This window comes from Solirhodobacter olei, assembly GCF_004010155.1.
GTDB lineage: Bacteria > Pseudomonadota > Alphaproteobacteria > Rhodobacterales > Rhodobacteraceae > Solirhodobacter > Solirhodobacter olei.
Genome location: NZ_RRYH01000019.1, coordinates 1 through 26,148, shown reverse-complemented (window position 1 = coordinate 26,148; position 26,148 = coordinate 1). Strand labels below are relative to the sequence as shown.

20 protein-coding genes and 1 pseudogene are annotated in these 26,148 nt (G+C 65.2%); 8 read left to right on the top strand and 13 right to left on the bottom strand.

Going from position 1 to position 26,148, the window contains the following annotated elements; translation table 11 throughout:
- Positions 1–9: 9 nt before the first annotated feature.
- The 3 genes from efeO to EIP85_RS22820 form a co-directional block, all read right to left on the bottom strand.
- Positions 10–1,230, bottom strand: coding sequence for an iron uptake system protein EfeO (gene efeO, locus EIP85_RS14440; protein WP_127902921.1), 1,221 nt, complete (start codon positions 1,228–1,230; stop codon positions 10–12).
- 61 nt (positions 1,231–1,291) lie between these two features.
- Positions 1,292–2,866 (bottom strand): iron uptake transporter permease EfeU, encoded by a 1,575-nt coding sequence (gene efeU / locus EIP85_RS14435; RefSeq protein ID WP_127902920.1) that lies wholly within the window; start codon positions 2,864–2,866, stop codon positions 1,292–1,294.
- A 770-nt stretch (positions 2,867–3,636) separates the two neighbouring features.
- Entirely contained in the window at positions 3,637–3,948 is a 312-nt protein-coding gene (locus EIP85_RS22820; RefSeq protein WP_164871741.1) for a hypothetical protein, read from the bottom strand.
- Between the two features lie 633 nt (positions 3,949–4,581).
- On the opposite strand from EIP85_RS22820, the gene EIP85_RS14425 reads away from it, so the two are divergent.
- Positions 4,582–6,207 (top strand): GMC family oxidoreductase, encoded by a 1,626-nt coding sequence (locus EIP85_RS14425; protein WP_127902919.1) that lies wholly within the window; start codon positions 4,582–4,584, stop codon positions 6,205–6,207.
- Between the two features lie 2 nt (positions 6,208–6,209).
- Here the strand turns inward: EIP85_RS14425 and pdxR are convergent, their stop codons facing one another.
- Positions 6,210–7,718, bottom strand: a complete 1,509-nt coding sequence (pdxR, locus tag EIP85_RS14420; RefSeq protein ID WP_241560051.1) for a MocR-like pyridoxine biosynthesis transcription factor PdxR — start codon at positions 7,716–7,718, stop codon at positions 6,210–6,212.
- A 147-nt stretch (positions 7,719–7,865) separates the two neighbouring features.
- Here pdxR and EIP85_RS14415 point away from each other — a divergent pair, with 147 nt between their 5' ends.
- The 6 genes from EIP85_RS14415 (at position 7,866) to EIP85_RS14390 (ending at position 14,351) form a co-directional block, all read left to right on the top strand.
- Complete coding sequence (locus tag EIP85_RS14415; RefSeq protein ID WP_127902918.1) at positions 7,866–8,972, top strand: mandelate racemase/muconate lactonizing enzyme family protein; 1,107 nt, start codon at positions 7,866–7,868, stop codon at positions 8,970–8,972.
- Positions 8,973–9,072: 100 nt separating this feature from the next.
- A complete protein-coding gene (locus EIP85_RS14410; protein WP_127902917.1) occupies positions 9,073–10,368 on the top strand; it encodes an NAD(P)/FAD-dependent oxidoreductase in 1,296 nt (431 codons plus the stop codon).
- Positions 10,369–10,512: 144 nt separating this feature from the next.
- A complete protein-coding gene (locus EIP85_RS14405; protein ID WP_241560050.1) occupies positions 10,513–11,532 on the top strand; it encodes a polyamine ABC transporter substrate-binding protein in 1,020 nt (339 codons plus the stop codon).
- Positions 11,529–12,644, top strand: a complete 1,116-nt coding sequence (locus EIP85_RS14400; RefSeq protein WP_127902915.1) for an ABC transporter ATP-binding protein — start codon at positions 11,529–11,531, stop codon at positions 12,642–12,644. Before EIP85_RS14405 ends, EIP85_RS14400 begins: the two co-directional genes overlap by 4 nt.
- 1 nt (position 12,645) lies before the next feature.
- Positions 12,646–13,539 carry an ABC transporter permease gene (locus EIP85_RS14395; RefSeq protein WP_127902914.1) on the top strand — a complete coding sequence of 298 codons (894 nt, stop codon included), beginning with the start codon at positions 12,646–12,648 and terminating at the stop codon, positions 13,537–13,539.
- Positions 13,536–14,351: an ABC transporter permease gene (locus EIP85_RS14390; RefSeq protein WP_127902913.1), complete on the top strand. Its 816-nt coding sequence runs from the start codon at positions 13,536–13,538 to the stop codon at positions 14,349–14,351. Before EIP85_RS14395 ends, EIP85_RS14390 begins: the two co-directional genes overlap by 4 nt.
- A 251-nt stretch (positions 14,352–14,602) precedes the next feature.
- Here EIP85_RS14390 and EIP85_RS14385 read toward each other — a convergent pair.
- The 9 genes and pseudogenes from EIP85_RS14385 to EIP85_RS14345 form a co-directional block, all read right to left on the bottom strand.
- Positions 14,603–14,695: pseudogene (locus tag EIP85_RS14385) on the bottom strand (IS6 family transposase); the annotation flags it as partial.
- Between the two features lie 104 nt (positions 14,696–14,799).
- Positions 14,800–16,239, bottom strand: a complete 1,440-nt coding sequence (locus tag EIP85_RS14380) for a sulfatase family protein (RefSeq protein WP_127902912.1) — start codon at positions 16,237–16,239, stop codon at positions 14,800–14,802.
- Positions 16,223–17,749 carry a sulfatase gene (locus EIP85_RS14375; RefSeq protein WP_127902911.1) on the bottom strand — a complete coding sequence of 509 codons (1,527 nt, stop codon included), beginning with the start codon at positions 17,747–17,749 and terminating at the stop codon, positions 16,223–16,225. The genes EIP85_RS14380 and EIP85_RS14375 overlap by 17 nt, the downstream gene beginning before the upstream one ends.
- Positions 17,750–17,761: 12 nt before the next feature.
- On the bottom strand, positions 17,762–18,760 hold the full coding sequence (locus EIP85_RS14370; RefSeq protein WP_241560049.1) for an SUMF1/EgtB/PvdO family nonheme iron enzyme: 999 nt from the start codon (positions 18,758–18,760) through the stop codon (positions 17,762–17,764).
- Positions 18,717–20,270: a sulfatase family protein gene (locus EIP85_RS14365; protein WP_127902910.1), complete on the bottom strand. Its 1,554-nt coding sequence runs from the start codon at positions 20,268–20,270 to the stop codon at positions 18,717–18,719. Before EIP85_RS14365 ends, EIP85_RS14370 begins: the two co-directional genes overlap by 44 nt.
- A gap of 12 nt (positions 20,271–20,282) precedes the next feature.
- Positions 20,283–21,368, bottom strand: a complete 1,086-nt coding sequence (locus EIP85_RS14360; RefSeq protein WP_127902909.1) for an ABC transporter ATP-binding protein — start codon at positions 21,366–21,368, stop codon at positions 20,283–20,285.
- A gap of 13 nt (positions 21,369–21,381) precedes the next feature.
- Positions 21,382–22,251 carry a carbohydrate ABC transporter permease gene (locus EIP85_RS14355; protein ID WP_127902908.1) on the bottom strand — a complete coding sequence of 290 codons (870 nt, stop codon included), beginning with the start codon at positions 22,249–22,251 and terminating at the stop codon, positions 21,382–21,384.
- Positions 22,244–23,218, bottom strand: a complete 975-nt coding sequence (locus EIP85_RS14350) for a carbohydrate ABC transporter permease (protein WP_127902907.1) — start codon at positions 23,216–23,218, stop codon at positions 22,244–22,246. Before EIP85_RS14350 ends, EIP85_RS14355 begins: the two co-directional genes overlap by 8 nt.
- Before the next feature lie 90 nt (positions 23,219–23,308).
- On the bottom strand, positions 23,309–24,841 hold the full coding sequence (locus tag EIP85_RS14345) for an ABC transporter substrate-binding protein (protein ID WP_127902906.1): 1,533 nt from the start codon (positions 24,839–24,841) through the stop codon (positions 23,309–23,311).
- Between the two features lie 126 nt (positions 24,842–24,967).
- On the opposite strand from EIP85_RS14345, the gene EIP85_RS14340 reads away from it, so the two are divergent.
- The gene (locus tag EIP85_RS14340; RefSeq protein WP_206615544.1) at positions 24,968–25,882 is read left to right on the top strand and encodes a LysR family transcriptional regulator; all 915 of its coding nucleotides are present in this window, start codon (positions 24,968–24,970) and stop codon (positions 25,880–25,882) included.
- Positions 25,883–26,148 lie beyond the last annotated feature (266 nt).

The window sequence follows — 26,148 nt, the reverse complement described above, 5'->3', positions numbered from 1 at the left end:
CAGGTCTCCTCAGCCGGCCGTGGCCACCTTCTCGGCGATCCGCGACAGCGGCTCCTGCAGCGCCTGGATCGCCTTGGAAAGCTTCACCGCGTCGGCCGCCTTCACCGCGGCCGTGTAGCGGATGTATCCGCCGATCGCCGTCGGGTCGCGGTAGCCTTCCAGCAGCTTGTCCACCGCCGCGAACCGCGCGTCCACCCGGGCCGTCAGGTCCGGGTCGATCTTCTTCATCCCCGGCTCCAGGAAGGCGAAGGCCTGCCGCGCGCCTTCCACGTTGGCAGCGAAATCGGCCAGGTCGATGTGGCTGTAGGCCTCCTCCTCGCCGGAGATCTTTCCGCTCTGCACCTCCTCCAGCAGCGCCGCCGCGCCATTGGCGAGGTCCTCGGGACGGTAGGTCAGCCCCGGCACCAGCTTCCCGAGGCGGGCTATGTTCGATTGCAGCCCGGCCGCGAGTTTCCGGGTGCCCGCGGTGATCCTTCCGTCCCGGAACAGGTCGCGCTCGATCGCGTGGAAGCCGTGCCAGCCCACCGCCGGGTCGAGGTTGGAGGCGCGCATGTCGATCAGGTAGTCGAGGTTGCCGGCATTGTCGGTCGGCTTGAAGCCGGGCAGCACGAAGCCTTCGACATCGGATTCGATGCGCTCGTAGAACGGCCGAGCCCGGGCATAGGCGGCCTGTGCCTTGGCCAGGTCGCCCACGTCGATATCCGCCTTCAGCCGATCCACCGCCGTCACCATGGCCAAGACCATGCCGTCGACATAGCGCGCATAGCCCTTGGTCCCCTCGGCGAGGATCGCCGCGGTGGCCCCGGTGGGCGTGGCAACGGCGCCGTTCACCTTGAAGGCGACGGTCTCCACCTTCGCGCCGGGACAGTAGACCTCGTAGCTGCCGCCGCCGAGGGTGACGGTGAAGCTCACCGGCGCCAGGCCGGGGGCGAGGTTTTCCTTCTCGCCGAGGATCCGGCTGCCGCTCATCAGCTCGACCTCGGTGATCGCAGTGGCGGTCCTGTTGGTGACGGTGAAGGTCACCGGCCCGGCCTTGGCTTCGGCATGGTCAAGCGCGCAGGTGCCGCCCGCCTCGCCGGTCAGGGTGATGGCCACCTGCGCGGCCCCGTTCACCACCGGGGCGGGGCTTCCTTCCTCGGCGGCCTGCGCCGCGCCTCCCTGCGAGAAGGCGAGAAGGGCGGCAAACCCGACAGAGGCGAGGATGGGCCGGGTCACGTCAGGGCGCGGCATGGGAAGCTCCTTTGGCTGTGTGGGATCCGGCGGAAAAGCCGGGGTTGGAAGGGATCTCGGGTCACGGCACACGGCGGCGCCGGACCTCTCCGCCAAGCGCGGAGAGGAACAGCAGAAGCGCCGCGATCAGCAGCGCCACGGGCAGCTGAAATGCCCAGAGGTGCCGCTCCGCCCGCGCGTGGCCCAGCGCCCGCAGCGCCGCCGTGGCCTTGTCGACATAGGCCGGCGAGACCCGCCAGTTTCCGGCATGCAGCCCCGCCGGCCGCACCCTCACGCCAAGCGCCCGGGGCGTGGCAAGCCCGCTGCCCGAAAGCACCACAACCGCCGTGCTGCGCTCGGCCGCATCCAGCAGCACCTCGCCCGAGGCCCAGACATTCACGCTCCGCCGCACCGTCCAGACCGCGTCAAAGGGGCCGGGATGCTGCGCCGGGTTCAGCCCGATCGGGAGCCGCCCGCCGTTGAGCACCATGACCTGAGCCAGCGTCAGCCGCGCCGGCGTCCCGGTGAGCGGGCCGCTCTCGCTCAGCGTCCAGCGGGTCGCGGCGATGCCGTCATGCTCTGCACTCGCCCGCGCGTCGGCGGGCAGCGCCAGCACCCGCGCCGCATCGCCGCGCCCGGCGAGGATCAGCTGCGCGGGCGCTCGGGCGGCTGCCGCGTCGAGCCGCGCCACCCCGAGGCGCGCGCGCCCTGCCCCGGCTGCCCCGGAGGCCGCCACCATCTCAGCCTGGGCGCCGACCTCGGCCCGCGGCACCGGGGTGAAAAGCGCAAGCCCCCCAGCCAGCACCGCCAGCGCCGCCGCCGCACCCAGCTTCAGCCGGGCAGCCCCCGCCGGGCCGGGCCGGCGCGCCTGGGGCCAGTAGATCAGGGCAGAGACGGGGATCAGGTAGGCCAGCCACCCCAGCACCTCGATCAGCCGCGGATCGGCGGGGATGCCCAGCACACCGGTAATCATCGCCGATTGCACCGTCCCCGGCGCCATTAGCCAGCCCAGGTCCACCGTCGCCTGCTGCCCGCCGTTCAGCCAGCCCGCGTCATGCGCGGTCCTCAGCGACGCGATCACGAGGCCCGCCGCAACGAGGAGAAGGAACCCGCCGGTCACCCGGAAGAAGCGCGACAGGTTGATCCTGACGCCGCCCGCGTAGATCCCCCAGCCGATCGCCACCGCGAGGACAAGCCCGATCATCGCCCCCGCCGCCGCCAGCGCCGCCGATTGCGCGGCCGAGAAGGTGGCAAGAAGGAAGACGCTGGTCTCGAACCCTTCCCGCAGCACTGCGAGGAAGGCCATGCTGACCAACGCCAGGACGCCGGAGCGTGTAAGCGCCTCGGCCGCCTCCGCTTCCAGCTGGCGCTTCATCTCCCGCGCGTGGCGGCTCATCCAGGCGATCATGCCGGTGACGAAGACCACGGCGATCGCGCCGATCACCGTCTCCATCGCCTCCTGTCCCGCCTGCGGCAGCGCCTTCTCGGCCAGATCGAGGCCCACCCCAACGGCGCAGGAAAGCGCCACGGCGAGCGCCACGCCCAGCCACATCGGGCCGAGGCTGCGACCGTTGCGGCGCAGGAAGGCGGCGATGATGCCGACGATCAGCGCGGCCTCCAGCCCCTCGCGCAATCCGATGACGAAAGTCGCTAGCATGCCCGCGCCCTGCGGGTCCCGTCGATCCGAGCGTTCATCCTGTCCTCGCGCCCCTCTTTTCGGCGTCACCGCTGGCGGAAACCGGCCAGAAGGAATCCTGACTGAAATGCTAGGCTTTGCTACGGGGCCCGCCCGAGCCTGTCAACATAAATTCCGATTGTTTTTGTCAGGAATCAGTGCTGGCCGTATGATACCTTTCCCTGGCGGGCCGGAATGCCCGGCCGCTTCACCACCAACTTGGCAACGTCGCCCCGGCAAGGAATGGGATCGCTGCGCCGGTGAAACTGAACGGTTCAGTACTATCTGGCCGAAGAGACACCCGTCTCTTTCACTGCTACGTCGAGCCCGATAAGATGCTTCATGCTGCGGTTCCTCCTGATGTTTGTGGCTGCCAGTACCGACCACGTTTACCATCAGCTCGAAGCGCAGCACCTCCCGCATGCTCTACAGTCGAGGTCGCGACTCACGCCGAATACCCCATCTGGATTCACAAGATGAATCCCGCCAGGGGTTTGCGCAACATGCATAACCGCCTCTTGCGCAAGAGGAATCTTCGGCACACAGATGCCGTCGGGGGGCGGTCACATCATCAGAGCTCATCGAAAGGGTAAGTCGGGTGCGGCAGGTTCACGTCGTATTCGACGGCGTAGGCTGCCGTCTCCCTGACGATGTTCGCTCCACTCAATCCGGAGTTTGTGTCTGCCAACAAGTTGGCAACGTATTGGATGAATATCGCTGGAATCTTCCCGTCGCCAAACATGCTCAACCCTTCACTGCCAGTTCGAGGGGAAGGCGGAAACCCGGATAGGCAAATGCGCTACCGATCGTCTCGCAATCTTGTTCGGACACGCCTTCTCGGCGCGCGGTGTCGTACCAGCTCGCTTCGACCTGGTCTTCCATCTTGTCGATGATCGTTTCTTGGCGCGCGTCTGATCCCAGCCATGCGGCAGGCGCTTCAAAGGCACCCCATCTAGGGCTTTTGCATGAAACAGGCGATAGCCAAGAACGAAGGGATCGTAGAAGGTTGTGACTGGCAAATCCTTCTCGAGCATGAATTTTTCGAGGCCTTCAGAGAATATCATGCGCCATCTCTATCCATATGTCCTTAGGGCATAAGGATGCCGTTCCATGAGAACAACTGGTGCGAAGTCTCACTCAAACATCGCCAGCCGTTGCTGCGCTGGATCCTACGCAAAGGCCCTCACGGCCACCTGTATTCGCCGGTAAGCAGGATATGGGCCCAACCTCGTGGCGAGGTGCGCGCCAGAAGCTTGGGCGATCAATCCAGGCCAGGTCGGCGGCGGGCAGCAGGGGTTGGAGGCCCACCACCATCACAGCCCACGCCTCCGGCGACGCGATATCACCGGTGCCTTCAATCCCACCAAACCCATTCAGACGACAAGGGTGACGCCGCCCCTGGGGCGAGGCGGCGGAAGGGAATGTGCGGTCCGCCGGTCCCGCGCCCCGCCGGGCCGGTCAGGTCCCCAATATCGCGGGTCTCCGCCCTGCCCGGCCCGGCTCCGACCGCCCCAAGGCGACAGTTCTACTTTGCAGAACCGGCGTCATTCTTATTTGGTGACAACATAATCTGACACATGGGCCCAAGGCCTCGTGGCTGGCGTCCAAGTGGTCCGCAAGTTTAGACGGAATGGACGCAGCCGGCCTCTCGCCGGGTCTCTAGGGTCTGGCTCATCCGGGGGCAGACGCAGTTGGAAATGGTGGATCAGGGACAGGCGTTCGATTATGTAGTCGTCGGTGCTGGCTCGGCCGGCTGCGCCCTCGCGGGCCGGCTGGCGGAGGACGGTGGCGCCAGCATTCTCGTGCTGGAGGCCGGAGGGAGCGACCGGAGCCTCTGGGTGAAGATGCCTATCGGCTACGGCAAGACCTTCTATCACCCTCGGCTCAACTGGCGCTATTACACCGACGGGATCGATGGCCTTGGCAAGCGCGAGGTCTATTGCCCGCGCGGCAAGGTCCTCGGCGGTTCCTCCTCGATAAATGCGATGGTCTTCATCCGTGGCCAGCGCGAGGATTATGACGGCTGGGCGGCCCGCGGAAATCCCGGCTGGTCCTATGCCGAGCTATTGCCGCTTTTTCGACGCATGGAGAACAATCTAGCCGGAGCCGACGAATGGCGCGGCACCGGCGGGCCGCTCGCGGTGACCACGACGGACCGCTTCGTTCACCCGACCTGCAGGGCCTTCATCGCCGCCGGGGCAGAGCTCGGCCTGCCCCGGAACCCGGATTTCAACGGCGCATCGCAAGAAGGTGTGGGCCTTTATCAGGTCACCATCGACCATGGCGTCCGCGCCTCCTCAGCCGCCGCGTTCCTGCGTCCGGCGATGCGGCTGCACCGCGTCGCGGTCGAGACCGAGGCATTCGCGACGAAGGTGCTGGTGAAAGGCGCCCGCGCCGTCGGCGTCGCCTATGAGAAGGCCGGCCGGCCCTGCCTCGCCCGGGCGCGCCGCGCGGTGATCCTCTCGGCGGGCACAATCAACACGCCGCAACTTTTGCAACTGTCCGGGATCGGTGATCCGGCGCTTCTGGCGGCGCAGGGGATCGAGGTCGTCCGGGCACTGCCAGGCGTCGGCGAGGCGTTGCAGGATCATGTCGGGATTGATTACATCTACCGCGCCACGCGGCCAACGCTGAATAGCCAACTCGGCACACTCGGGGGGCAGGCGGCGTTGGGGCTGAGATATTTGTTCACCCGCGGCGGGCCGCTGGCGCTCAGCGTTAACCAGGCCGGCGGTTTCGTCCGCAGCGACCAAGGGCGGTCACGGCCCAACCTCCAACTCTACTTTTCACCGATGAGCTATGTCCGCTCCGTCCCGGGCAAGCGCGAGTTGCTGCGGCCCGACCCATTCCCCGGCTTCCTCCTCGGCATCTCGAACTGCCACCCCACGAGCCGCGGCCATGTCCGCATCCGCTCCGCGGATCCGCGCCAGGCGCCCGCGATCCAGCCGAACTATCTCGCGACCGAGGAGGACATTCGAGAGCTTGTGGATGGCGTCCGTCTCCTGCGCCGGCTGGCCGGAACGAAAGCGCTGAGTGCGCTCATCGCCGAGGAGATCGCACCTGGGCCGGCAACCCAGGCCGAAGACGAGCTCATCGCCGACATCCGCGCCCGGGCCTCCTCGATCTTCCATCCCTGCGGCACCTGCGCCATGGGCCCAGACCCGGCTCGGGCGGTCGTCGATCACGAGTTGAAGGTGCATGGCATCGACGGGCTGCGCATCGCCGATGCCTCGATCTTTCCGGCCCTGCCGGCCGGGAACATCAATGCTGCGGCGATGCTGGTCGGACAGAAGGCGGCCGATATGATCCTCGGCGAGGATTGACCTCAGCCCCGCACCTCGCGGGCCATGCCTTCGAGGATCGTTCGCAGGCACTTTACCCCCCAGAGGCTGTCACGCCGGCTACAGGTGCTGAAGCCGAGCGCAAGGGCGGAAATGCCGATTGGCTCAAGGCAGAAGCGGCTGATCGGGGTTCCGATCACTTCCACTGATTCCGCCCGCCGAGCCACCTCGACCTCGTCGAAGCCCGGGGCGAGATAGCCGACCGTCTGGATGCCGCTTTCGGCACGCTTCACCTCCATCAGCCCGGCCAGATGCTCATCCGCCGCCTCGATCAGTGCGGTCTGGCGCTCCTGATAGAGCTTGCGCATTCGGCGGATATGGGCAGCGAAATGGCCTTCTTCGATGAAGCTTGCGAGCACGGCCTGCTGGTTGGTCGCGGTGCCCTGAGAAGTTGCGCCGGCGAGTCGGTCGAAAACGTCGACGACAGAGGGTGGGGCGACCACAAAGCCGAGCCGCAACGCCGGAAACAGCGACTTACTGAAGGTGCCTACATAGATCACGCGGCCGGTGGTGTCGACGCTGCGCAGGGTCGGTGGTGGGCGGCCGGAATAGTAGAATTCGCCGTCGTAATCGTCCTCGACGATCCAGGCGCCAGCGCGTTCCGCCGCCATTAGCAACTCGAACCGCCGCTCCATGCTCATCGTCACGCCGAGCGGATGCTGGTGAGAGGGCGTGACGAAAGCGAGCCGGAAGTCGGGCGCCCGCTCGAGGCCGGCGGCGACGCTCATCCCCTCGTCGTCGACCGGCACCGGGATGGGCCGGGCGCCCGCCGAGATCAGGCTGTTGCGGGCCCCGATCGCGCCTGGGTTCTCGAACCAGACCGCGTCGCCGGGGTCGAGGAGCGTGTTGCCGATCCAGTTGAAGGCATCCTGCGCGCCGTTAAAGACGAAGACCTCGCTTGCCTCACAGGTAACGCCCCGGTTGGCCCGCAGATGCTGTGCAATCGCCTCGCGCAGACGCGGCAGGCCGCCGGGCTGCGGATAGCCGAGGATCTCGCTCCGGTCCTGGCGCCAGTGGCGCGCCGTCAGCCGCGCCCATTGCGCGACCGGAAAGGAATCGAGATCGGGCGTACCGGTGACGAAGGCCCGCGAATGCGTCGGATGCGGCAGACGGGAGAAATACCGCTCCGACGCGCTCCGGGCGAGCCGGTCGAGGCGCGCCGGCGTCCGGCTGTCCGGCTCCGGCCGGTCTGCGGTGTCGCGCTTGCCGACATAGAGGGTTTCGAGCGCATCACTGACAAAGGCGCCGGCGCCAATCTTCGAGATGATCAGCCCTTCGGCGGCGAGTTGCTCGTAGACCCCGACCGCCGTCGTACGCGAAACGCGCTGATCGCGGGAGAGGGTACGGCTCGACGGCAGGCGCTGACCCGGCGCCAGCTCGCCATGAAGGATCAGGTTTCGGATGCCGCTCGCAAGCTGGTGGCCGATCGGAACACCGGACGAGCGGTCAATCTCCAGCATCGGCAGCAGCGCGCCACCCGCATGCTTCACCATCCTCGTCCGCCCCCACCAAACTGGTCCAGAAGATTAGCAAAAATGGACCTTACTTTCCAGCCATTATCTCGATTGGATTTGCTCTGTCCGGACGGCCCGCGGCATTCGCCGAGCTTTGTCCGGCAAGGCCCCTGGAGTGAGTTTCTAATGAAGATCAAGAAGCTGGAGACGTTCAGCAACCAGTTCGTCGGCTTTGTCCGGCTGACCGCCGACACCGGTGCGACCGGCTGGGGGCAGGTCTCCGCCTACAACGCCGACATCACCTCGCGAATCGTCCATCGGCAGGTCGCACCCTGGGTGCTGGGCCAAGGCTTCGACGATCTCGACGACCTTCTGGACCTCGTCAAGGAGCGCGAGCACAAGTTCCCAGGCTCCTACCTCTGCCGCGCGCTCTGCGGGCTAGACACCGCGATCTGGGACCTGCGCGGCAAGCTGGCCGAAAAGCCGGTGGTCTCGCTCCTCGGCGGCAAGCCGGGCCGGCTGCGCACCTATGCCTCCTCGATGCGGCGCGACATCACCCCGAAGGAGGAGGCCGAGCGGTTCCTGCGGCTCCGCGACGCACATGGCTTCGACGCCTTCAAGTTCCGCGTTGGCGCCGAATGCGGCCGCAACCAGGACGAATGGCCGGGCCGGACGGAGAAGATCATCCCAACGATCCGCAAGGCGCTTGGCGACGAGGTGGAGCTTCTGGCCGACGGCAATAGTTGCTTCACGCCGGAGCGGGCAATCGAGGTCGGCCAGATGATGCAAGACAACGGGATGACGCATTTCGAGGAGCCCTGCCCCTACTGGGACCTCGACCAGACCCGCCAGGTGAAGGAGGCGCTGAGCATGGATGTCTCCGGCGGCGAGCAGGATTGCGAGCTGGCACTCTGGAAGGTGATGCTGGGTACCGGCGTCGTCGACATCGCCCAGCCCGACGTCTGCTACATGGGCGGCATCTCCAGGACGCTGCGGGTCGCGCAGCTCGCGGAGGCGCAGGATCTGCCGGTCACGCCCCATGCAGCGAATTTGAGCATGGTGACGCTCTTCACCATGCATCTCTTGCCGGCGCTGCCCAATGCCGGAAAATACCTCGAATTCTCGATCGAGGGGCCGGACTACTATCCCTGGCAGGAGGGGCTCTTCACGACCTGGCCCTACTCGGTGCGTGACGGCCATGTGACGATCGGCGAAGAGCCAGGCTGGGGTCTCGAGCCGCATCCGGACTGGCTGTCGCGCTCGCGCTATTCCATGAGCGAATGGGACGGCTGAGCCCGACCACGACCGATTGCGCCGCCAACCGGAAAACGGTCTTCTGGAGGGTGGAAAATGCCAGATCTGCCATGGCCCGTGCCGGAGATGACTAGCGAACATGAACCCCGATGTTTTCACCGACGACTACAAGAGCGAGCCCTACTGGTGGGAAGCCACTCCGCGGCCACTGATCGCGCCCGCTGAGCTTCCCCCCGCCATCGACGTGGCCGTCATCGGCTCCGGCTATTCGGGCCTTCATGCGGCGCTGGTCACGGCGCGGGCGGGACGTTCGACGCTGGTGCTCGAGCGCGGCGAGGTCGGCAGTGGCTGCAGCACCCGCAACGGCGGGCAGATCAGTACCAGCATCAAGCCGGGCCTTGCCGCGCTGACGCGACGCTACGGAGAGACGCGCGCACGGGAGATCATGCGCGACGGCGTCTGCTCGCTAGCCTGGATCCAATCGTTCATCGAGGAGGAGGGGATCGACTGCGACCTCCGGACGGTCGGGCGGTTCCACGCCGCCCACAGCGCCGGTGCCTTCGACGAACTGGTGGCCAGCACCCAGGCCGAGGATCCAGAGTTCCGCACCGGCGCCGTAGTCGTTCCGCGCGAGAAGCAGCGGCGCGAGCTTGGCACGGACCGCTACCACGGCGGGGTGGTCTTCCCGAACCATGCCTCGGTCGATCCGGGGCGCTATCATCAGGGCCTGCTCAACCGTGCTCTGGCCGCCGGCACGCAGGTCGCGGAGCAGGCTGCGGTAGAGGGGATCGCGCGGGGGGTGTCCGGCTTCGTGCTGAGGACCACCCGTGGCGAAATACGCGCACGCGAGGTGGTCGTGGCGACGAACGGCTACACAGGGCCGCTGACACCCTGGCTGCAGAGGCGCATCATCCCGATCGGCAGCTATGTCATCGCCACCGAGCCGGTACCCGAAGACGTGATGGCGCGGCTGATGCCGACGGACCGGATCGTGTCGGACACGCGTAAGGTGGTCTACTACTACCGGCCCTCGCCGGACCGTCGGCGCATCGTCTTCGGCGGACGGGTGAGCCTGAGGGAGTCCGATCCACGGGTCAGCGGCCCGCTGCTGCTGCGCGAACTCGTCCGCCTCTTTCCGGAACTCAGCGGGGTGCGGATCAGCCATTCCTGGATGGGCTTCGTCGGCTACACCTTCGACACGCTCGCGCACATGGGCCAGCAGGACGGGCTCCACTATGCCATGGGCTACTGCGGCTCCGGCGTCGGCATGGCGAGCTATCTCGGCATGCGGCTCGGCCGGCAGGTCGTGGGCGGCCCCGAAGGCACCGGACTTGCCGCAATCCGCTTCCCTACCCGGCCGCTCTACACCGGCAATCCTTGGTTCCTGGCTCCCTCGGTCGCCTATTATCGATGGAAGGACGAGCGCAGAGCCTGAGTCAAACTGGTCTGCTTCTCCTTCCAGATTGGACCTATTCAGGCAGCCAAAACGTAGGTTCACTTGAAATACAACAGGGTTCGAAAATCGGAGGGAATGATGCGGCGCAGGGAGTTACTTGGCGGTTCAATAGCGGCTCTGGCAATGCCGGCGATCATCACAGGCGCACGCAGGGCGGAGGCCGCGGACGAAAACCAGCTCACCATCGTCTCCTGGGGAGGCTCCTACCAGGACGCGCAGAGCAAAGCTGAATTCGAGCCGGCGGCCAAGGCGCTCGGCATCACCGTGAAGCAGCAGACATACAGCGGGCTGGCCGAGCTTCGGCTGCGCGTAAAATCGGGCGCCGGCGGATGGGATGTGGTCAGCTCCGGCTCCGGAACCGCGGCGCGGGCGGGCAAGGAAGGGCTGTTGGAGAAGCTCGACTACTCCGTGATCGACGCAAAGAGCCTCATCTCCGGCACAGCGCAACCCTATTACATCGGCAATGACGTTTTCTCGACCGTGGTCGGCTGGAGCACCAAGACCTTCGGCAAGAACGGGCCTCAGAACTGGGTCGATTTCTGGGACGTGAGGAAGTTCCCGGGCAGCCGGGCGTATCGCAACAATGCAATGTTGGAGCCGGCGCTAATGGCCGACGGCGTGCCGATGCACGAGGTCTACAAGGTCCTGTCGACCGAGGCAGGGCTGAAGCGGGCGATCGACAAGATGAAGCAACTGAAGCCGCATATCGCGGTCTGGTGGTCCTCAGGTGCGCAATCGGCGCAGCTGATGAAGGATGGCGCGGTGGACATGATCGCAGCCTGGAACGGCCGGCTCGACGCCGCCAACAAGGACGGGGCGGCCTGCGCCTATACCTACGAGCAGGGGCTTCTGGACACCGATTGCTTCGTGATCCCGAAAGGCACCAAGAAGCGCGATCTGGCGATGCGTTTCATCGCGGAGATCAGCAAGCCGAAATATCAGGCGGATCTGACGAAATACATCACTTACGGACCGACCAACGAGAAGGCCTATGACCTGACCTCGATCATCTCTCCCGCCTATGCCGCGCAGCTGCCGTCGTCCCCGGCCAACACGGCCAAGCAGTTGCTGATCGACGATGCCTGGTACATGAAATACTATCAAAAGGCGCAGGCCGCATATCAGGACATGATCACCGGATGACGCCTTCCCCGACGGATGCCAGGCCGCAGCAAAAGGGGCTGCCGATCCGCGTTCGCCAAGTGAGCAAGACCTATGGTCGTGCCGTCGCACTGGACCAAGTCGATCTGGATGTGCAAAGCGGCGAATTCCTCACCTTGCTCGGCCCCTCGGGGTCGGGCAAGACCACCCTCCTGATGGTGCTGGCCGGTTTCGTTCGGCCCAATCAGGGAAGCCTGCATTTCGGCGAGAGGGACGTGCTGCGGCTGGCCCCGCACAAACGCGGCGTCGGCATGGTATTTCAGTCCTACGCGCTTTTTCCACATCTGACGGTGGCCGAGAACATCGCGTTTCCACTGAAGCTGCGGCGCGTGCCCCGGCCGGAGGCGATGCGGCGGGTGGAGGCGGTCCTCGACCTCGTCCAGCTGCCCGACTTCGGCGGGCGAGGTGTCGACGCGCTCTCGGGCGGCCAGCGTCAGCGCGTGGCGCTCGCCCGCGCCATCGTCTTCGAGCCGGGTATCCTCTTGATGGACGAGCCGCTGTCGGCGCTCGACAAACAGCTGCGCGAGCGTATGCAGATCGAGCTTCGGGCGCTGCACGACCGGCTCGGCATCACCACAGTCTGCGTCACCCACGACCAGCGCGAGGCGCTGACCATGTCGAACCGGATTGCGGTAATCGACAGGGGCAGCATCATCCAGCTCGGCACGCCGAAGGAGATCTACGACCGCCCGTCAACCCGGTTCGTCGCAGATTTCATCGGAGAGTCGACCTTCTTGCCAGTCACCGGCTCGGGTGGAACTTTCCGCCTCGGGGCTCAGGCGCTGAAACTCGAAGGGTATACGCCGCCGCCGGGCGCGAACCTCCTGATGCTGCGCCCTGAGCGGCTGGCCCTGCTGCCCGAGGGCGCGCCGGGGCCCGATCCGCGCTACAACGTGATCACCGGCCGTGTCACCGACATCGTCTATCAGGGGGAAAGCGTGCTGGTTCAGATCCGACTCGACGACGGCGGGACGGTTGCGGCCCGCGTCAGCTCCGCCCGTGCGGCCCTGGGCGCGGTGCCCGTCCCGGGCGCGTCGGCGCGGCTGGCCTTCGCCCCGGAAGACATGAACCTTCTGTGCGGCGAGGCGGGCTGAGATGAAGGCCTTAGCCGCAGAGGGCCCGAATGCCACGGAACTGGGGCGCGACGCCCGCAGCGAGCGCTGGATGCTCTTCGGGCTCAGCCTGCCGGCGCTTCTTCTGGTGGGACTCGTCGTGGTACTGCCGATCGCCTGGCTGTTTCTCCTGTCGTTTCAGACTGAGGGCGGCGCCTTCACTCTCGCCAACTACCAGCGTCTGATCGACCAGCCCTCCTACAGGCGCATCCTCGCGATGACCTTCGAGATCAGCCTCACGGTGACGGCGATGTGCATCGTGCTGGGCTACGCGCTCGCCTATCTGCTGGCGCAACTGCCACGCCGCGTCGCCGGCGTCCTGATGCTCGGGGTGCTGATGCCATTCTGGACCTCGATCCTGGTTCGAACCTACGCTTGGCTGGTCCTTCTGCAGCGCGATGGGCTGATCAACGTCATCGGTGAGCATCTGGGGTTCTGGCAGAAGCCGCTAGCGCTGGTCTACAACATGGAGGGCACGGTAGTCGGGCTGGTCCACATCATGCTCCCGTTCATGGTGTTGCCGCTCTACAATTCGATGCGCGCGATAGACCGCGACTATGTGCGCGGCGCTGCAAACCTCGGGGCCGGGCCCATACAGGTCTTCTGGCATGTCTATCTTCCGCTCTCGCGCCCCGGTCTCTTTGCCGGCGGTACGATTACCTTCATCCTCTGTCTGGGCTCGTATGTGACGCCTGCCGTCCTCGGCGGCGGTAAGATCGTGATGGCAGCGAACGGCATCGCCGGCGATGTTGAGCTCTATTTTAGCTGGGGCCCAGCCAGCGCCTTCGGCGTGGTGCTGCTTGTCATCACCCTGACGATCCTCTTCACTGCCTCGCGCTTCGCCCGGCTTGACCGGATCTTCGGAGGCGGGGCATGAGCTGGTTCGGATCCTCGGCGACCGAGACCGGCATTACCCACCGCGACCGGTTGTGGCTCTACCTGCTGAGCGGCCTGCTGCTCGCTTTCCTGGTGCTGCCAACGCTCCTAGTGATCCCGATGTCCTTCTCGGCCTCGCGGTTTCTGGAATTTCCGCCGCAGCACATCTCTCTACACTGGTATGAGCACTACCTCGGCTCAATCACCTGGCAGCAGGCGACAGAGACCTCGCTCGAAGTGTCGGTGCTGACCTCTCTGGTGGCAACCACCGTCGGCACCGCGGCGGCCTACGGGCTGAGTGCCAGCCGGATGCGGCTGGCGCAGCTGGCCGGGGTGATCCTGCTGCTGCCGATCATCGTGCCAGTCATCCTAACCGCGATCGGCATCTTCTATATTTTCGTAAAGATCAAACTGCTCGACAGCATCGGCGGGTTGGTCCTAGCCGACAGCACGCTCGCCGTGCCGATCGTGTTCATGGTAATCACGGCAGCGCTGCGCGGCCACGACCCGCGCCAGGAGATGGCGGCGCGAAACCTCGGCGCCACCCGCTTCGGGGCCTTCATTCGGGTGACACTGCCGCAGATCCGTTTTGCCGTTGTGACGGCGGCTGTGCTCTCCTTCCTGACCGCCTTCGACGAGGTGGTGATCGCCCTCTTCATCTCCGGCGGAGACCACCCCACGCTGACGCGGATCATGTTCAACGCCCTGCGCAACCAGATAGACCCAACCATCGCCGCCGTCTCCACACTGATGATGTTCGTCTCGACGGTGCTAATGGCCTGCGCCTTCATCGGTGGCCGCGAACGGAAGTGACGTGGCGCAATGCTGCCGCCCTTGCTACCACCAACATTCTGCGCTGCGGCCCCTCCAATCCGACATTCGCAGCGAGAGCGGAAAAGCTGGTGCCGCCCAAATACGCTCGTGCATCACGAGAGCGTCAGCACCGTCGGACACCAGCTACAGCGAGGCCCCGGCACAGAGCACGATCTGCTGTCCCGTAAGGCTCTTGAGCCCACTCGACAGGAGGTAGCCAATAAGGGTGACGACTTCGCCAGGATCTCCTACAGGTCACGGTAGGAGACGGCGTAACGGAGATAGAAGAACACCGCATGTAGGATCACCGACTACGGATAGTGCACGCCCTTGAACTCGATCACGACAAACCCCTCACCAACTATCTGATAACGTTGACATATCACCGACAGCCGCAGAACTGAAAAGTTTGCGACACATCCTCTTCGCTACATATTCAATTCTTCGGCTACCGCGCTTCAGCGTAACGATCCATTGTGTCAAGAAGGCCGTCCTGGCGCCATTGAAGATAGGCCCGCGCAAGCCGGTCGCGCGTGCCCCGGGACGCAGGGTCGCCCCAGAGGTTCCGGGTCTCGCCCGGGTCGGCCGTCAGGTCAAAGAGCTGGCCGTCCTCTGCGCCATGGATGAAGACCGCTTTCCACTCCGCGTCTCGGACCATGGAGACGAGCCGCGCGCCCGTCATCGAAACGTCGCCGGCCTGCTCGCAGAACACGACCTGGCGGCCCTCGAACCCCTCTCCGGTCAGTGCCGGCAGCAACGAACGCGCCTGGCAGGGTCTGGGATGATCGGCATGTGCCAGATCCAGGATCGTCGGGCCGAAGTCGAACAGCTGGCAGAGCTCGCGCACCCGCCGCGGCGCAAACCGTCCGGGCGCCCAGACCAGCGCCGGAACCTTTACCACAGGTTCGTACATCGACCATTTCTGGCTGAGGCCGTGATCGCCGAGCGCATCGCCGTGGTCGGACATGAAGATGACCACGCAATTCTCCAGATATCCGGTTCGCTCGAGCGTCTCGATCAGTCTGCCGAGTTCCTCGTCGATGAGGGTGACATTTCCATAGTAATGGGCGCGCAGACGGCGGTATTCGGCTTCTGTCGGATCCGCCTTCCAGGCGACCGCATCGTGATCCACCTCGACGTCATGGCGGCGCTTCTCCTGCAGATAGGCTGGCAGATGGTCGAGTTCGTCCTGCGTGACGGAGGGAACCGGCAGGCCGGCCTTGTCCAGATACCGGGCGGCATACTCGGTCGGCGGATCGTAGGGCGGATGCGGGCCGGGAAAACCGACCTGAAGGAACAGCCTCTCCGGCTTGGGGCGCGTTTCCAGCCACCAGCGGGCGGTGTCGGCAACGAAGGCATCTGGATGAAGGCTGCGCGGCAAGGCCCAGTCGACCGCGCCGAGGCGGTCGCGGTAATCCGGCAAGGCCCGGTATCCTGCGCGGGACGGCTTCTGCAGCTTATGCGCCGCGATCGCCTTGTCGAGCTCGTCAGCAAACCAGCGCCCTTCGTAGAACCTATCCTTGTTCTCCACCACGAAGCGCTCGTGAAATCCGGCCTTTGCGTCATAGGGAATGGTATGCATCTTGCCGACGCTGACGCAGTGGTAACCGGCCGCAGCGAGGTTCGAGACCCAGGTTCGCGACCACGGCTGGCCGTTCCGCAGCACCCCCGAGGCATGCGGCTCGAGCCCGTTGAACAGCGACGCCCGGGACGGCACGCAGGAGGGTGCGTTGACGAAGCAGTTCTCGAAGTAGACACCCTCACGCACCAGCCGGTCCAGAACGGGTGTCTCCATCCAGCTCGCGCCGGTCTCGCGGATCGTGTCGAACCTCTGCTGGTCGGTCATGACCAGAACGATATGCGGTCGATTGTCAGGGGGTGGGTTCATGGCTTTGAGCCCTTTCATTCAGTCCCAGCCAGGTGGCGTATTCCGTCGGAGCGTCATGCGCCTCCATGTAGGCACCGAGCCCGGCGTAGAGCCGTGCCTCGATCTCGGCGTCACGGAACGGGCGCGTTTCTTGCGGATCTGTTTCGAGATCGAACAGGCGAAACGCACAGTCATCAAACCGTCCGGGCGGCCGCGCCGCGCCGATCAGCGCGTCGATCTGCAGCAGCGGGATGCCCCGGGTGAAATCGAAGGGCGGATGGAGACGGGCAGTTTGAAGTTCCTCCACCGTGAACGGCGCGGCGAGATGCTGTGGCATGAGGGTGTATTCGTGCAACCCCTTGCCGGCGATGTCTGGCGGGTAGTGGAGCATCTTGTAGCGTCCATCCATCACGCCCACCGGCCCGGCGAAATAGCCGAAGGCCACGATACGGTCCTCTGCCTTGGCACCTGCCACGAGCGGCAGGAGCGAGCGCCCTCGCGCCTCGGCCGGAACGGTGCCGCCAAAGATGTCGATGATGGTCGGCATGACATCGATCGTCTGAGTGAGCGCGCCGCAGCGGTGCCCACCACGGCCGGCATGGTCCGGGTGGCAGACGAAGAGGGGGGTATGCACGAGCTCTTCGTAATAGGGCATCCGCCCCTTGCCCCACCAGTCGTGCTCTGACAGCAGAAAGCCGTGATCGGTGGTCACCACCAGCGCCGTGTCGCGCCACATGTCATGGGCATCCATGTAGTCCAGTAGCCGGCCGAGGTATTCGTCGCACATCCGGACCAGCGCAGCGTAAGAGGCGCGGATCTCGGCGATCTCCTCTTCCGTCTCGTCGACCCGCTTGTAGGGCGGCCAGTTCAGAACCCCGCCCTGCCAGGTGCTGTCGCCGGGGCGGCGGAAGCGCTCGGGCACGTCGAAAGGCTCGTGTGGGTCGAAGAGCTCGAGCTGGAGCATCCAGTCGTCGGCCGCGCGGTTCGCCTCGAGGAACTCGAAACCGGCGTCGAAGCATCGCGGCATCGGCATGTCCTCTTCGCCCCGCTCATATTCACGGTTCATCAGGTGGCGCTGGCGGATCTTCAGGCCCTCGGCGAGGTAATGGCGTGGGTCGTAATCCCGTGCCCACCGCTCCAGCGGCGGATCGACCAGCGCCTTCCAATTGTCGTTCTCCTGCCCGCGGATCAGGTCCCAGCTGTCGTAGCGGGTGTGGTAATGCGAGCCGCCCTCACGGAAATAGTGGTAATGGTCAGTCACGAGCCGGGAATGGACGCCCTTCTCGCGCAGGACGCCGGTGAAGGAGCGGTCGAAGGGCTCCATCGGCCCCCAGCTGCGGTGAAAGAAGCTCGCCCGCCCGGTCTGCAGGTCGCGCCGCGCCGGGATGCAGGGGAGGCTTCCGACATAGTGCTTGTCGAATGTCACCCCACGCTGGGCGAGCCGATCGAAGTTCGGCGTGCCGATCGAGCCGCCATAAGGGCCGAGAGCCAGCCGGTTGAGGCTGTCGAACAGGACGAATATCGCGCGCATGGGGCCTTCCCTTCAGTCGTTGTAGAACACCCTAAGGCCGGTATTCGAGGTGCCGCTGTCGGCCGAGGTGCCGGAGCGCGCGGCGATGCGGTAGCGGTAGCAATATGAGACATGGCAGAGGAAACTGCCGCCCTTCATCACCTTCTGGTCGGCGGCGCGGGCTAGTTCGTTGCGGGCCTGTGCGCCTCGGCTGGCGGAGCGGATGCGGAAGGGCTCCGACGTCCACTCCCAAACATTACCAGACATATCGTAGAGCCCGGCCTCATTCGGCGCGAAGGCCCCCACTGGCGAGGTGCCGAGCCAGCCGTCGGCACAGCTGTTGATCTCGGGGAACTGGCCCTGCCAGATGTTGGCGGGCAGGAACTCGGTGTCATCCGGCTCGCGGTCGCCCCAGGGGAAGCGCGGATCGCCCGAACGCCCGCCGCGGGCGGCATGTTCCCATTCCGCCTCGCTCGGCAGATGGCCACCGGCCCAGGCGGCGAAGGCGCGGGCGTCCGCCCACGAGACATGGACGACCGGGTGATCCGCCCGCGCGCCGACATGGCTTCCCGGGCCCTCCGGCTCGGCCCACCAGGCGCCGTCGCATTTCACCCACCAGGGCGTTCGCGATTGCGAGGGAGGGATGCTCTCGGGATCGGGCAGGAGCAGGCGGAAGACCGGGGCCCAGCCGAAGCGCTCGGCCTCAGTAACATAGCCGGTAGCGGCAACGAAGGCCGCGAACCGTGCGTTGGTGACCAGGCTCGCGTCGGCTGCGAAGGGCTTCAGTCGGACCTTGCGCACCAGCCCCTCGCCGTCGGTGGGGATCGCGGGGGAAGTGGTGCCGGTATGGCCGATCCCGCCGGCGAAACGGATCCGCTCCGGCGGGGTGGCATCGGCGATCGCGCGGGCCGCCTCGGGCAGGGCGTGGCCGGGCTTCTCGCCGCCTCCGCCCGCGCCGCCCGTCGAGCGATCCGCGCAGCAGCCCATGTCAGCCCGCCCCCCCCAGCGCCGCGAGGACAGCGGCGCTGTCATGCTCCGCCACATCGCCGATCTCGGCCATCTTGGCGTCGAGCTTGGCCAGCATCTCGGCAAAGACCCCGGCATGGGCTGGGTCGCTCGCGAGGTTGGTCAGCTCGTAGGGATCGGCCTCACAATCGAAGAGCTCCCATTCTGGCGCCGCCCCGTTGGGCCGCGCGCCGAGCTGGCCGAGGTCGTCATTGTACCAGTAGATCAGCTTCCAGCGCTGATCGCGCACCCCGTAATGCGCCCAGGCCTCGTGGATCGCATCGTTGTGCATCCAGTAGCGGTGATAGGCGAGCTGATCCCAGTCCCCGGGCGTTGTCCCCTCCAGCACGCCGCGCATGGAGCGGCCCTGCATGTAGGAGGGCACCGGCAGACCGGCATAATCGAGGAAGGTCGGCGCGAAGTCGACGTTGCAGGCGATGTCCTTCGAAGTCGCCCCCGCCGGGATTGCCGCCGGGTAGCGCACGAGGAAGGGCATCTGGTAGCTCTCCTCATACATGAATCGCTTGTCGAACCAGCCGTGCTCACCGAGGAAGAACCCCTGGTCGGAGGTGTAGATGACGATCGTGTTCTCGGTCAGGCCGCGGTCATCCAGCGTCTCGAGGATGCGGCCTACCCCGTCGTCGATCGCCTGCACGGTGCGCAGGTAGCGCGACATGTAGCGCTGGTATTTGAACTCGGCGAAGGCCTGCGGGTCGTCGAAGCTGAACCGCTCGCCGGTCTCGGCGCAGAGGACCGAAATGGTCTCGCCCGGCGCAAGCTCTGGGACCTTCCGCATGTGCCAGTCGTCGACCATCAGGGGGCCGGCGATATCCGCCCCACCCTCGGGCTGCACGAGGCCCAGGTCCTCGTAGACCATGTCCGAGCGCACCCGCATCTTGGCGACCTCGGCGGCCTTGGCGCGGTTCGAATAGTCGTCGTCGAAGGTGGCGGGCAGCGGGATCGTGCCCGGCGCGTGGATGTCGCGGTAGCGCGGGTGGTATTGCCAGTTCCGATGCGGCGCCTTGTGATGGCACATCATGAAGAACGGCTTCTCGCCCCCGGCGCGACGCTCGATGAAATCGACCGACATCTCGGTGATGATGTCGGTGGCATAGCCCGGGATCCGCCGCCGCCCCTCGGGGAAGATGAAGGCCGGATCCCAGTAATCGCCCTGGCCGGGGACCACGGCCCATTCGTCGAAGCCCGTCGGCTCATGCGCCACGCCCTCGCCGAGGTGCCACTTGCCGAAGATCCCCGTAGCGTAGCCGCCGGCGCGCAGGTGCTTGGCGACATTGGGCAGGCGGTTGTCGATATGCGTATCCAGCGTGGTGACGCAGTTCACGTGGTTATGTGTCCCGGTCAGGATCGCCGCCCGCGAGGGCGTGCAGATCGAGTTCGTCACATAGGTCGCATCATGCCGCATCCCCTCGGCCGCCAGCCGGTCGATATGCGGCGTGTGGTTGATCCCCGCCCCATAGGCTGAGATCGCCCGGGAGGCATGATCGTCGCACAGGATGAAGATGATGTTCGGGCGCATGCGTGCCTCCCCTCAGACCGTCGCGCCGGCCGTCTGGGCCGGGTCGAGCGTGATGCCGGACAGCGCGAGCCCTTCGGCATCGAAGAAATGCGTCTGGCCGGTGATCGCGAAGTCGAGCGCCGCGCCCACCCGCGCTCCTGAGCCGTTGGGGAAGCGCGCCACCAGCTCCTGTCCCCAAGACGTTCGGAAATGGACGAAATCGGAATCACCTAGGCGTTCCACCACCGACACCTCGCCCGCGAGCGCCCCTTCGCCCGGTGCCGCGGCTTCGAGCGCATCGGCACGGATGCCGAGCGTGGCGGCACGCACCGCCTGATCGCCGCTCAGCGCGAGCTTGCGGCCATCGGGCGTGATCCCGCCCTCCAGCCTGACGAAGTTCATCTTAGGCGAGCCAAGGAAACCCGCGACGAACTGGTTCGCCGGGCTCTCGTAAAGTTCCATCGGTGCGCCCACCTGCTCCACGGATCCATCGCGCAGCACCACGATCTTGTCGGCCAGCGTCATCGCCTCGACCTGATCGTGGGTCACGTAGATCATGGTCGACCCCGCGAGCTGGTGGTGCAGCTTCGCGATCTCGAGCCGCGTTGCCACCCGCAGTTCGGCGTCGAGGTTGGAGAGCGGCTCGTCGAACAGGAACACATCCGGATCACGCACGATGGCGCGGCCGATCGCTACCCGCTGCCGCTGCCCGCCCGAGAGCTGGCGCGGCTTGCGTCCAAGGAGCTTCTCGATCTGCAGGATGCGGGCGGCCTTGTCGACTCGGCTCTTCACCTCCACCTTCGGCATGCCGTTCATCAGCAGGCCGAACCCCATGTTCCGCTCCACCGTCATGTGAGGGTAGAGCGCATAGGTCTGGAACACCATTGCCGTGCCCCGGTGCGAGGGGTCGACGTCGTTCACCCGGCGCCCGCCGATCTCGATCGTGCCAGAGGAGATCTCCTCGAGCCCCGCGATCAGCCGCAGGAGCGTGGACTTGCCACAGCCGGACGGCCCGACGAAGACGCAGAACTCGCCGCCGCCAATTTCGATGTCGACACCGCGGATCACTTCCAGCGCGCCGAACCGCTTGGTGACGTTGGTGAGTTTGACTGAGGACATTCCGGTCTCCGGTTCAACCCTTCACCGCGCCGGCGAGGCCGTCGATGAAGTAGCGTTGCAGGAAAAGAAAGAGCAGGATGATCGGCACGATCGCGATCGTCGAGGCGGAGGTCATGCCGCCCCAATCGACGAAGTTCTCGCCCTTGAACGAATAGATGCCAACCGAGAGCGTCCGCAGCGCCGGATTGGCCAGCGTGATGACCAGGGGCAGCAGAAAGTCGTTCCAGGCCTGCAGCGACTGCAGCACCACCACGGTGACGATGATGGGCTTGGCAAGCGGCAGCATCACGAACAGGAAAGTCTTCACTGGGCCGACGCCATCCATCCTCGAGGCCTCGTCGAGCTCGTTCGGCACCTGGGTAAAGTATCCAGCGAAGAGCAGCGTGAAGACGACGATCGACTGTCCGCAGGTGGCCAGCATCAGCCCCCACAGCGACTGACCCAGGCCGAGACGGCTCAGAAGCTCGAACACCGGGATGATGGTGTAGCCCTGCGGGATGAAGACGGTGAACACCATCAGGCCCATGAGCAACCATTTGCCCGGCATCGGCCGACGCCCCAGGACATAGCCCATCAATGCCGCCGAGGTCGTAGTGATGATCACCGAGCCGACGGCCACGAAGAGCGTGTTGAAGAAGTAGCGTTGAATATGTGCCTCGGTCCAGGCGCGGACGTAGTTCCCAAACGTCGGGTGGATCGGGATCAGGCCCGGATTGCGGAAAAGCTCCGAGTTCGGCTTGAACGAGGCGGCGATCATCCAAACCATCGGGTAGACCCAGATCGCGCAGATCACCGCGAGTACGACCGAGGTCAGGAACCGCCGGCGCCTCGGAGTGAAGAAGCCCTCGCGCCTCGGCGCCCTGAAATGCGTGGCGTCAGTCATTCCCGTTCTCTCCCCGCCGGGCCCGCGCACGGCGCACAGCCAGCGCTTGAAGGATTGTCAGGAACATGATCGCGACACCGAACAGCACGCCCGCTGCGCTGGCATATCCCAGGCGCGGGAACTGGCCGGAGGGCGGGGCGAAGGCGTTGCGGAAGATGAAGACCTCCATCACCTCGGACGAGAAGAATGGCCCGCCCTCGGTTGTGGCCTGGATGAGCGGGAACACGTTGAGCGCCCAGATTGCTGAGATCAGGGCTATGACGGCCGCAAAGGGTGCGATGATCGGCAGAACGATGTGGACGACGACCTGGCGCATCCGGATACCATCGAGCTTGGCCGCCTCGTAAAGCTCGTCGGGCACCGTCTGCAGCGCGGCCAGCCAGTAGATCATCGTGATCCCGGTCCATTTCCAGACAAAGATCCCTGCCAGGGACCACATGACCAGGTTTGGTGTGCCCAGAAAGTCGATCGCACGCTGGACGAGGTGGCCGTCGAGCAGGTAGCCGTTGATCGGTCCGTTGAACGGGCTGAGCAGGAGCACCCAGACGATGCCGATCACCGCCACCGGCGCCACGACCGGCAGAAAGATGAGGGCCCGAAACAGCGTCGAGAACTTCAGTAGCTTGTTGTTGAGGACGATCGCGAAGACGAGACCAAGGAGCATCTGCAGCGGAACGGTCATCAACGTGAATACGAAGGATCGCCAGAGCGCAGACAGAAAATACGAGTCCTGCAAGAGCGCGCGAAAATTGGCGAGGCCGACATATGTGGCATTGCGGCTGAAGCCGCTCCAATCCAGCGTGGAATAATAGATCGATGCGATCAGCGGCCAGACGATGAAGGCCCCGAAGATGATCAGGCCCGGAACGAGGAAAAGGTAGTCGAGGCGCGCTGACCAGATCCGGGCGACCAGGCGCTTTCGCGGCGGTGGACTGCCGATGTCAGAAACATTCGCATATGCCACCATCGCTGTGGTCGCCCTTCGTGACTGGGGTGTTGTCTGCGCCTGCAACCGGCAAGGCCGCGGCCAATGGCTAATTGGCCGCGGCGCTGCGGCTCAGAGTTTCGCGTAGTCCGCGGGACCGAAGTCGGTTTTGGGATTCCAGTCCGCAAAGACGAAATCGTTCCGGCTTACCTTGGCACCCTGGGACTTGGCCTTGGCGATCGCGGCATCGAGCGCCTTGTTCTGCGCATCGGAGAGCTTCTTGAGTGTCTCCTTCACTCCCTTCAGCTGGCCCGCGAACAGACCCTGGACGGTCTGGCTCAATGTCGGCGTCGGCGCGATATAGACCGCGGCAACCTTGCCCAGCTCCGGGTTGCGAACGAACGGATTCGGCGAGATCCGGACGTATTTCTCCGCCATGGCAAGCATCGCGTGGGCCCGCTTCGAGAGGTCGGCCTTCTTTGACGCCTCCGGGAAGATCGCCGGGTCGCCGCAGCTGCCGATCTCGGCATAGGCGATCTGGCCGGCCATGGAGCCGAACCAGTGGTCGAAGTCGCCGACATAGGCAGGGTTCTTCGCTTTGGCGTTCAGCCACATCATGTTGGTCGAGCTCGGGAGCTGGCCGACCCAGACCGGGTTCTCCATCGCTGCCTTGTCTGGCGCCGGGCCGGGGGAGACGCCAAAGTTCCAGTTCGGCACCTTCTTCTCCCAGATCGGGATGTTCCAGGGACCCTGAATGATCATGCCAGCTGCGCCCTGAGTGATGAAGGAGCGCGCTTGCGGCGCAATGATGGTCAGTGAGCCCGGGAAGACCGAGCCGTCGTCCCGCATGCCGAGGAGAAGCTCCACCCCGGCGACATAGGCATCGTCGTCGAAGGCGAATTCGCCGGTCTTCAGGTTGAGGCCCTCGATCAGGCCGCGGAAGCCCACCGGCGCCCCGCCACGCTGTGCCAGCATGGTGGCCACATCGCCCCAGCGCTGAACTTGGCTGCCGCCAATAATGAAGCCAAAGGCCTTGCCCTTCGAATTCTTCGTGATCTTCTTCGCGGCATCGCGCATCTCGGAGAACGTCAGCGCCTGATCAGCGCCGATCTTGTCGTAGCCGGCCTCGTTCATCATCTTCTGGTCGAACAGCACCGCATTCTCGAAACGGCGGTTGGTCGAGAAAGTGAAACCGTAGGTCTTGCCGCCGAAGACGTTGATGCCCTCGACGAAGGCGCCGTCGGGGAAGGCCTTCTTCCAGTTCTCGAAATCGGGGATGTAATCGTCGAAGGGCTGCAACCAGCCTTCCGAGATCGCCACCGCCGGTTCCAGCGTCTGCGGCAGGTTGAACGTGTCGGGCGCCGAGTTGTTGGAGATGCCGAGCGGAACCACCGTGTTGAGCTGCTTCCAGGGCAGCCCGTCATAGACAACCTTGACGTCCCGGGCCTTGCCGAACTCGGTCAGATACTTCTTGATGAAGATGCCCTTCTGGTCGCCCGTGTCGAGCCAGCGCACCGGCCCGTTCGCCGGCGGCAGCCCCTTAGGCGCGGGTCCGAAGTCGGCAGATTGTGCCAACGCCGGTCCGGCCAGCGCCACGACACCCAGCGCAGCCGTGGATTGCAGAAAGCTCCGGCGGGAAAGCCCGCCGTACGAGATCTTGTGCATAGTATTCCTCCCCTGGACGCCGCTACTCCCACCTCCAGGGCGCGACGCTCAATGCTTCTGTACACCGCATGGGGATCAGAAGATAATATAATAACACGTCACCCCTATAACTGGATTTTATCACCCATGTTGGATCAGATGACCCACCTGTTCCGGCTGAAGGCGATTGCCGAGGCAGGCAGCCTACGCAAGGCCGCGGCGGTGCTGAACGTCACTCAGCCTGCGCTTTCTCGCACCATTGCGCAGCTCGAGGCGCGGTTCGGCCAGCCGCTGCTAGAGCGCAGCTCACAAGGCGTCACGCTCACCCAGTACGGTGCTCGGGTACTCGCCTCCGTGCAGCGGTTGGCGCGGCACTGGGAGATCGCTGAGGAGGAACTGAAGACCTCCGACGCCAGTCTTCGTGGCCGGCTGTTGCTGCGCGCAGGCCCGCTCTGGCGTGCCGTGGTGCTCCCGAAGCTGATCGGGCGGCTGCAGGAGCGCTTCCCCGAACTCGTCATCGACCTGCAGAACCTCCAGGGTGACGGCAACATGGTCGACCTGCTCGAAGGCCGCTGCGACATCCTGTTCGGCGGGACCCAGATCATCGGTCCGGCTGATCGGCGGTTGCAGGCGATGCAATTTACCTCCGTAAACGACGTGGTTGTTGCGCGCGAGGACCATCCCGTCTTCGCTCGGGCTCGGTACGGCAGAAAAATTGAGCCCGAATGGTTGCTTGATTATCCTTGGCTCGTCTATTCGGGCGACCCTAACTATGCCGATGCGACGATGCACGCGCCGCTGGAGCGGGTGGGCTTTTCTCCAGACGTAAAGATAAGATGCGAGTCACTTATTTCTGCGATCGGACTGCTGCAAAACAGCGAATGCCTATGCATCCTGCCCGATGCCGCGCTGACTGAAACGCGCAATCCCCGGATCGTGCCCGTTCCGGTCTCGATGAGCCGTAGGCAAGTCCATTCAGGCGCAATATTCCGTCAGGAGATGGCGGGCTGGCCGCCGTTGGAAGAACTGATGAGCCTCTGCAAAGAGCGTTTCTCTCAATAAGACTCTGCGAGGTCGGCAATGAACAGATGGTTCAGGCGCTGGTTGCAGCACGGGGTCGGTGGTTTTCAGCACTGAGTGCGGCCAGAACGGCGACCTAATTTAGGAAATAGCACGGTGCCTCCATGGAGGCACCGTCTTTCATTGGGCGGTGAGGGGTAGTTCCACTAACCCTCGGTCTGCTCCGCCGCCCGCCGCTCGGCCGCGGCGCGGGCGAGGGCCGCGAAGCGGTAGAGCCCGTGGACGAATTTCGAATAGGGCAGGGTCAG

Excerpts from the sequence above, each read along its gene's own strand:
- efeO (WP_127902921.1), bottom strand. The coding sequence starts at position 1,230 with ATGCCGCGCCCTGACGTGACCCGGCCCATCCTCGCCTCTGTCGGGTTT.
- efeU (WP_127902920.1), bottom strand. The coding sequence starts at position 2,866 with ATGCTAGCGACTTTCGTCATCGGATTGCGCGAGGGGCTGGAGGCCGCG.
- EIP85_RS22820 (WP_164871741.1), bottom strand. The coding sequence starts at position 3,948 with ATGATATTCTCTGAAGGCCTCGAAAAATTCATGCTCGAGAAGGATTTG.
- EIP85_RS14425 (WP_127902919.1), top strand. The coding sequence starts at position 4,582 with ATGGTGGATCAGGGACAGGCGTTCGATTATGTAGTCGTCGGTGCTGGC.
- pdxR (WP_241560051.1), bottom strand. The coding sequence starts at position 7,718 with ATGGTGAAGCATGCGGGTGGCGCGCTGCTGCCGATGCTGGAGATTGAC.
- EIP85_RS14415 (WP_127902918.1), top strand. The coding sequence starts at position 7,866 with ATGAAGATCAAGAAGCTGGAGACGTTCAGCAACCAGTTCGTCGGCTTT.
- EIP85_RS14410 (WP_127902917.1), top strand. The coding sequence starts at position 9,073 with ATGAACCCCGATGTTTTCACCGACGACTACAAGAGCGAGCCCTACTGG.
- EIP85_RS14405 (WP_241560050.1), top strand. The coding sequence starts at position 10,513 with ATGCCGGCGATCATCACAGGCGCACGCAGGGCGGAGGCCGCGGACGAA.
- EIP85_RS14400 (WP_127902915.1), top strand. The coding sequence starts at position 11,529 with ATGACGCCTTCCCCGACGGATGCCAGGCCGCAGCAAAAGGGGCTGCCG.
- EIP85_RS14395 (WP_127902914.1), top strand. The coding sequence starts at position 12,646 with ATGAAGGCCTTAGCCGCAGAGGGCCCGAATGCCACGGAACTGGGGCGC.
- EIP85_RS14390 (WP_127902913.1), top strand. The coding sequence starts at position 13,536 with ATGAGCTGGTTCGGATCCTCGGCGACCGAGACCGGCATTACCCACCGC.
- EIP85_RS14380 (WP_127902912.1), bottom strand. The coding sequence starts at position 16,239 with ATGAACCCACCCCCTGACAATCGACCGCATATCGTTCTGGTCATGACC.
- EIP85_RS14375 (WP_127902911.1), bottom strand. The coding sequence starts at position 17,749 with ATGCGCGCGATATTCGTCCTGTTCGACAGCCTCAACCGGCTGGCTCTC.
- EIP85_RS14370 (WP_241560049.1), bottom strand. The coding sequence starts at position 18,760 with ATGACAGCGCCGCTGTCCTCGCGGCGCTGGGGGGGGCGGGCTGACATG.
- EIP85_RS14365 (WP_127902910.1), bottom strand. The coding sequence starts at position 20,270 with ATGCGCCCGAACATCATCTTCATCCTGTGCGACGATCATGCCTCCCGG.
- EIP85_RS14360 (WP_127902909.1), bottom strand. The coding sequence starts at position 21,368 with ATGTCCTCAGTCAAACTCACCAACGTCACCAAGCGGTTCGGCGCGCTG.
- EIP85_RS14355 (WP_127902908.1), bottom strand. The coding sequence starts at position 22,251 with ATGACTGACGCCACGCATTTCAGGGCGCCGAGGCGCGAGGGCTTCTTC.
- EIP85_RS14350 (WP_127902907.1), bottom strand. The coding sequence starts at position 23,218 with ATGGTGGCATATGCGAATGTTTCTGACATCGGCAGTCCACCGCCGCGA.
- EIP85_RS14345 (WP_127902906.1), bottom strand. The coding sequence starts at position 24,841 with ATGCACAAGATCTCGTACGGCGGGCTTTCCCGCCGGAGCTTTCTGCAA.
- EIP85_RS14340 (WP_206615544.1), top strand. The coding sequence starts at position 24,968 with ATGTTGGATCAGATGACCCACCTGTTCCGGCTGAAGGCGATTGCCGAG.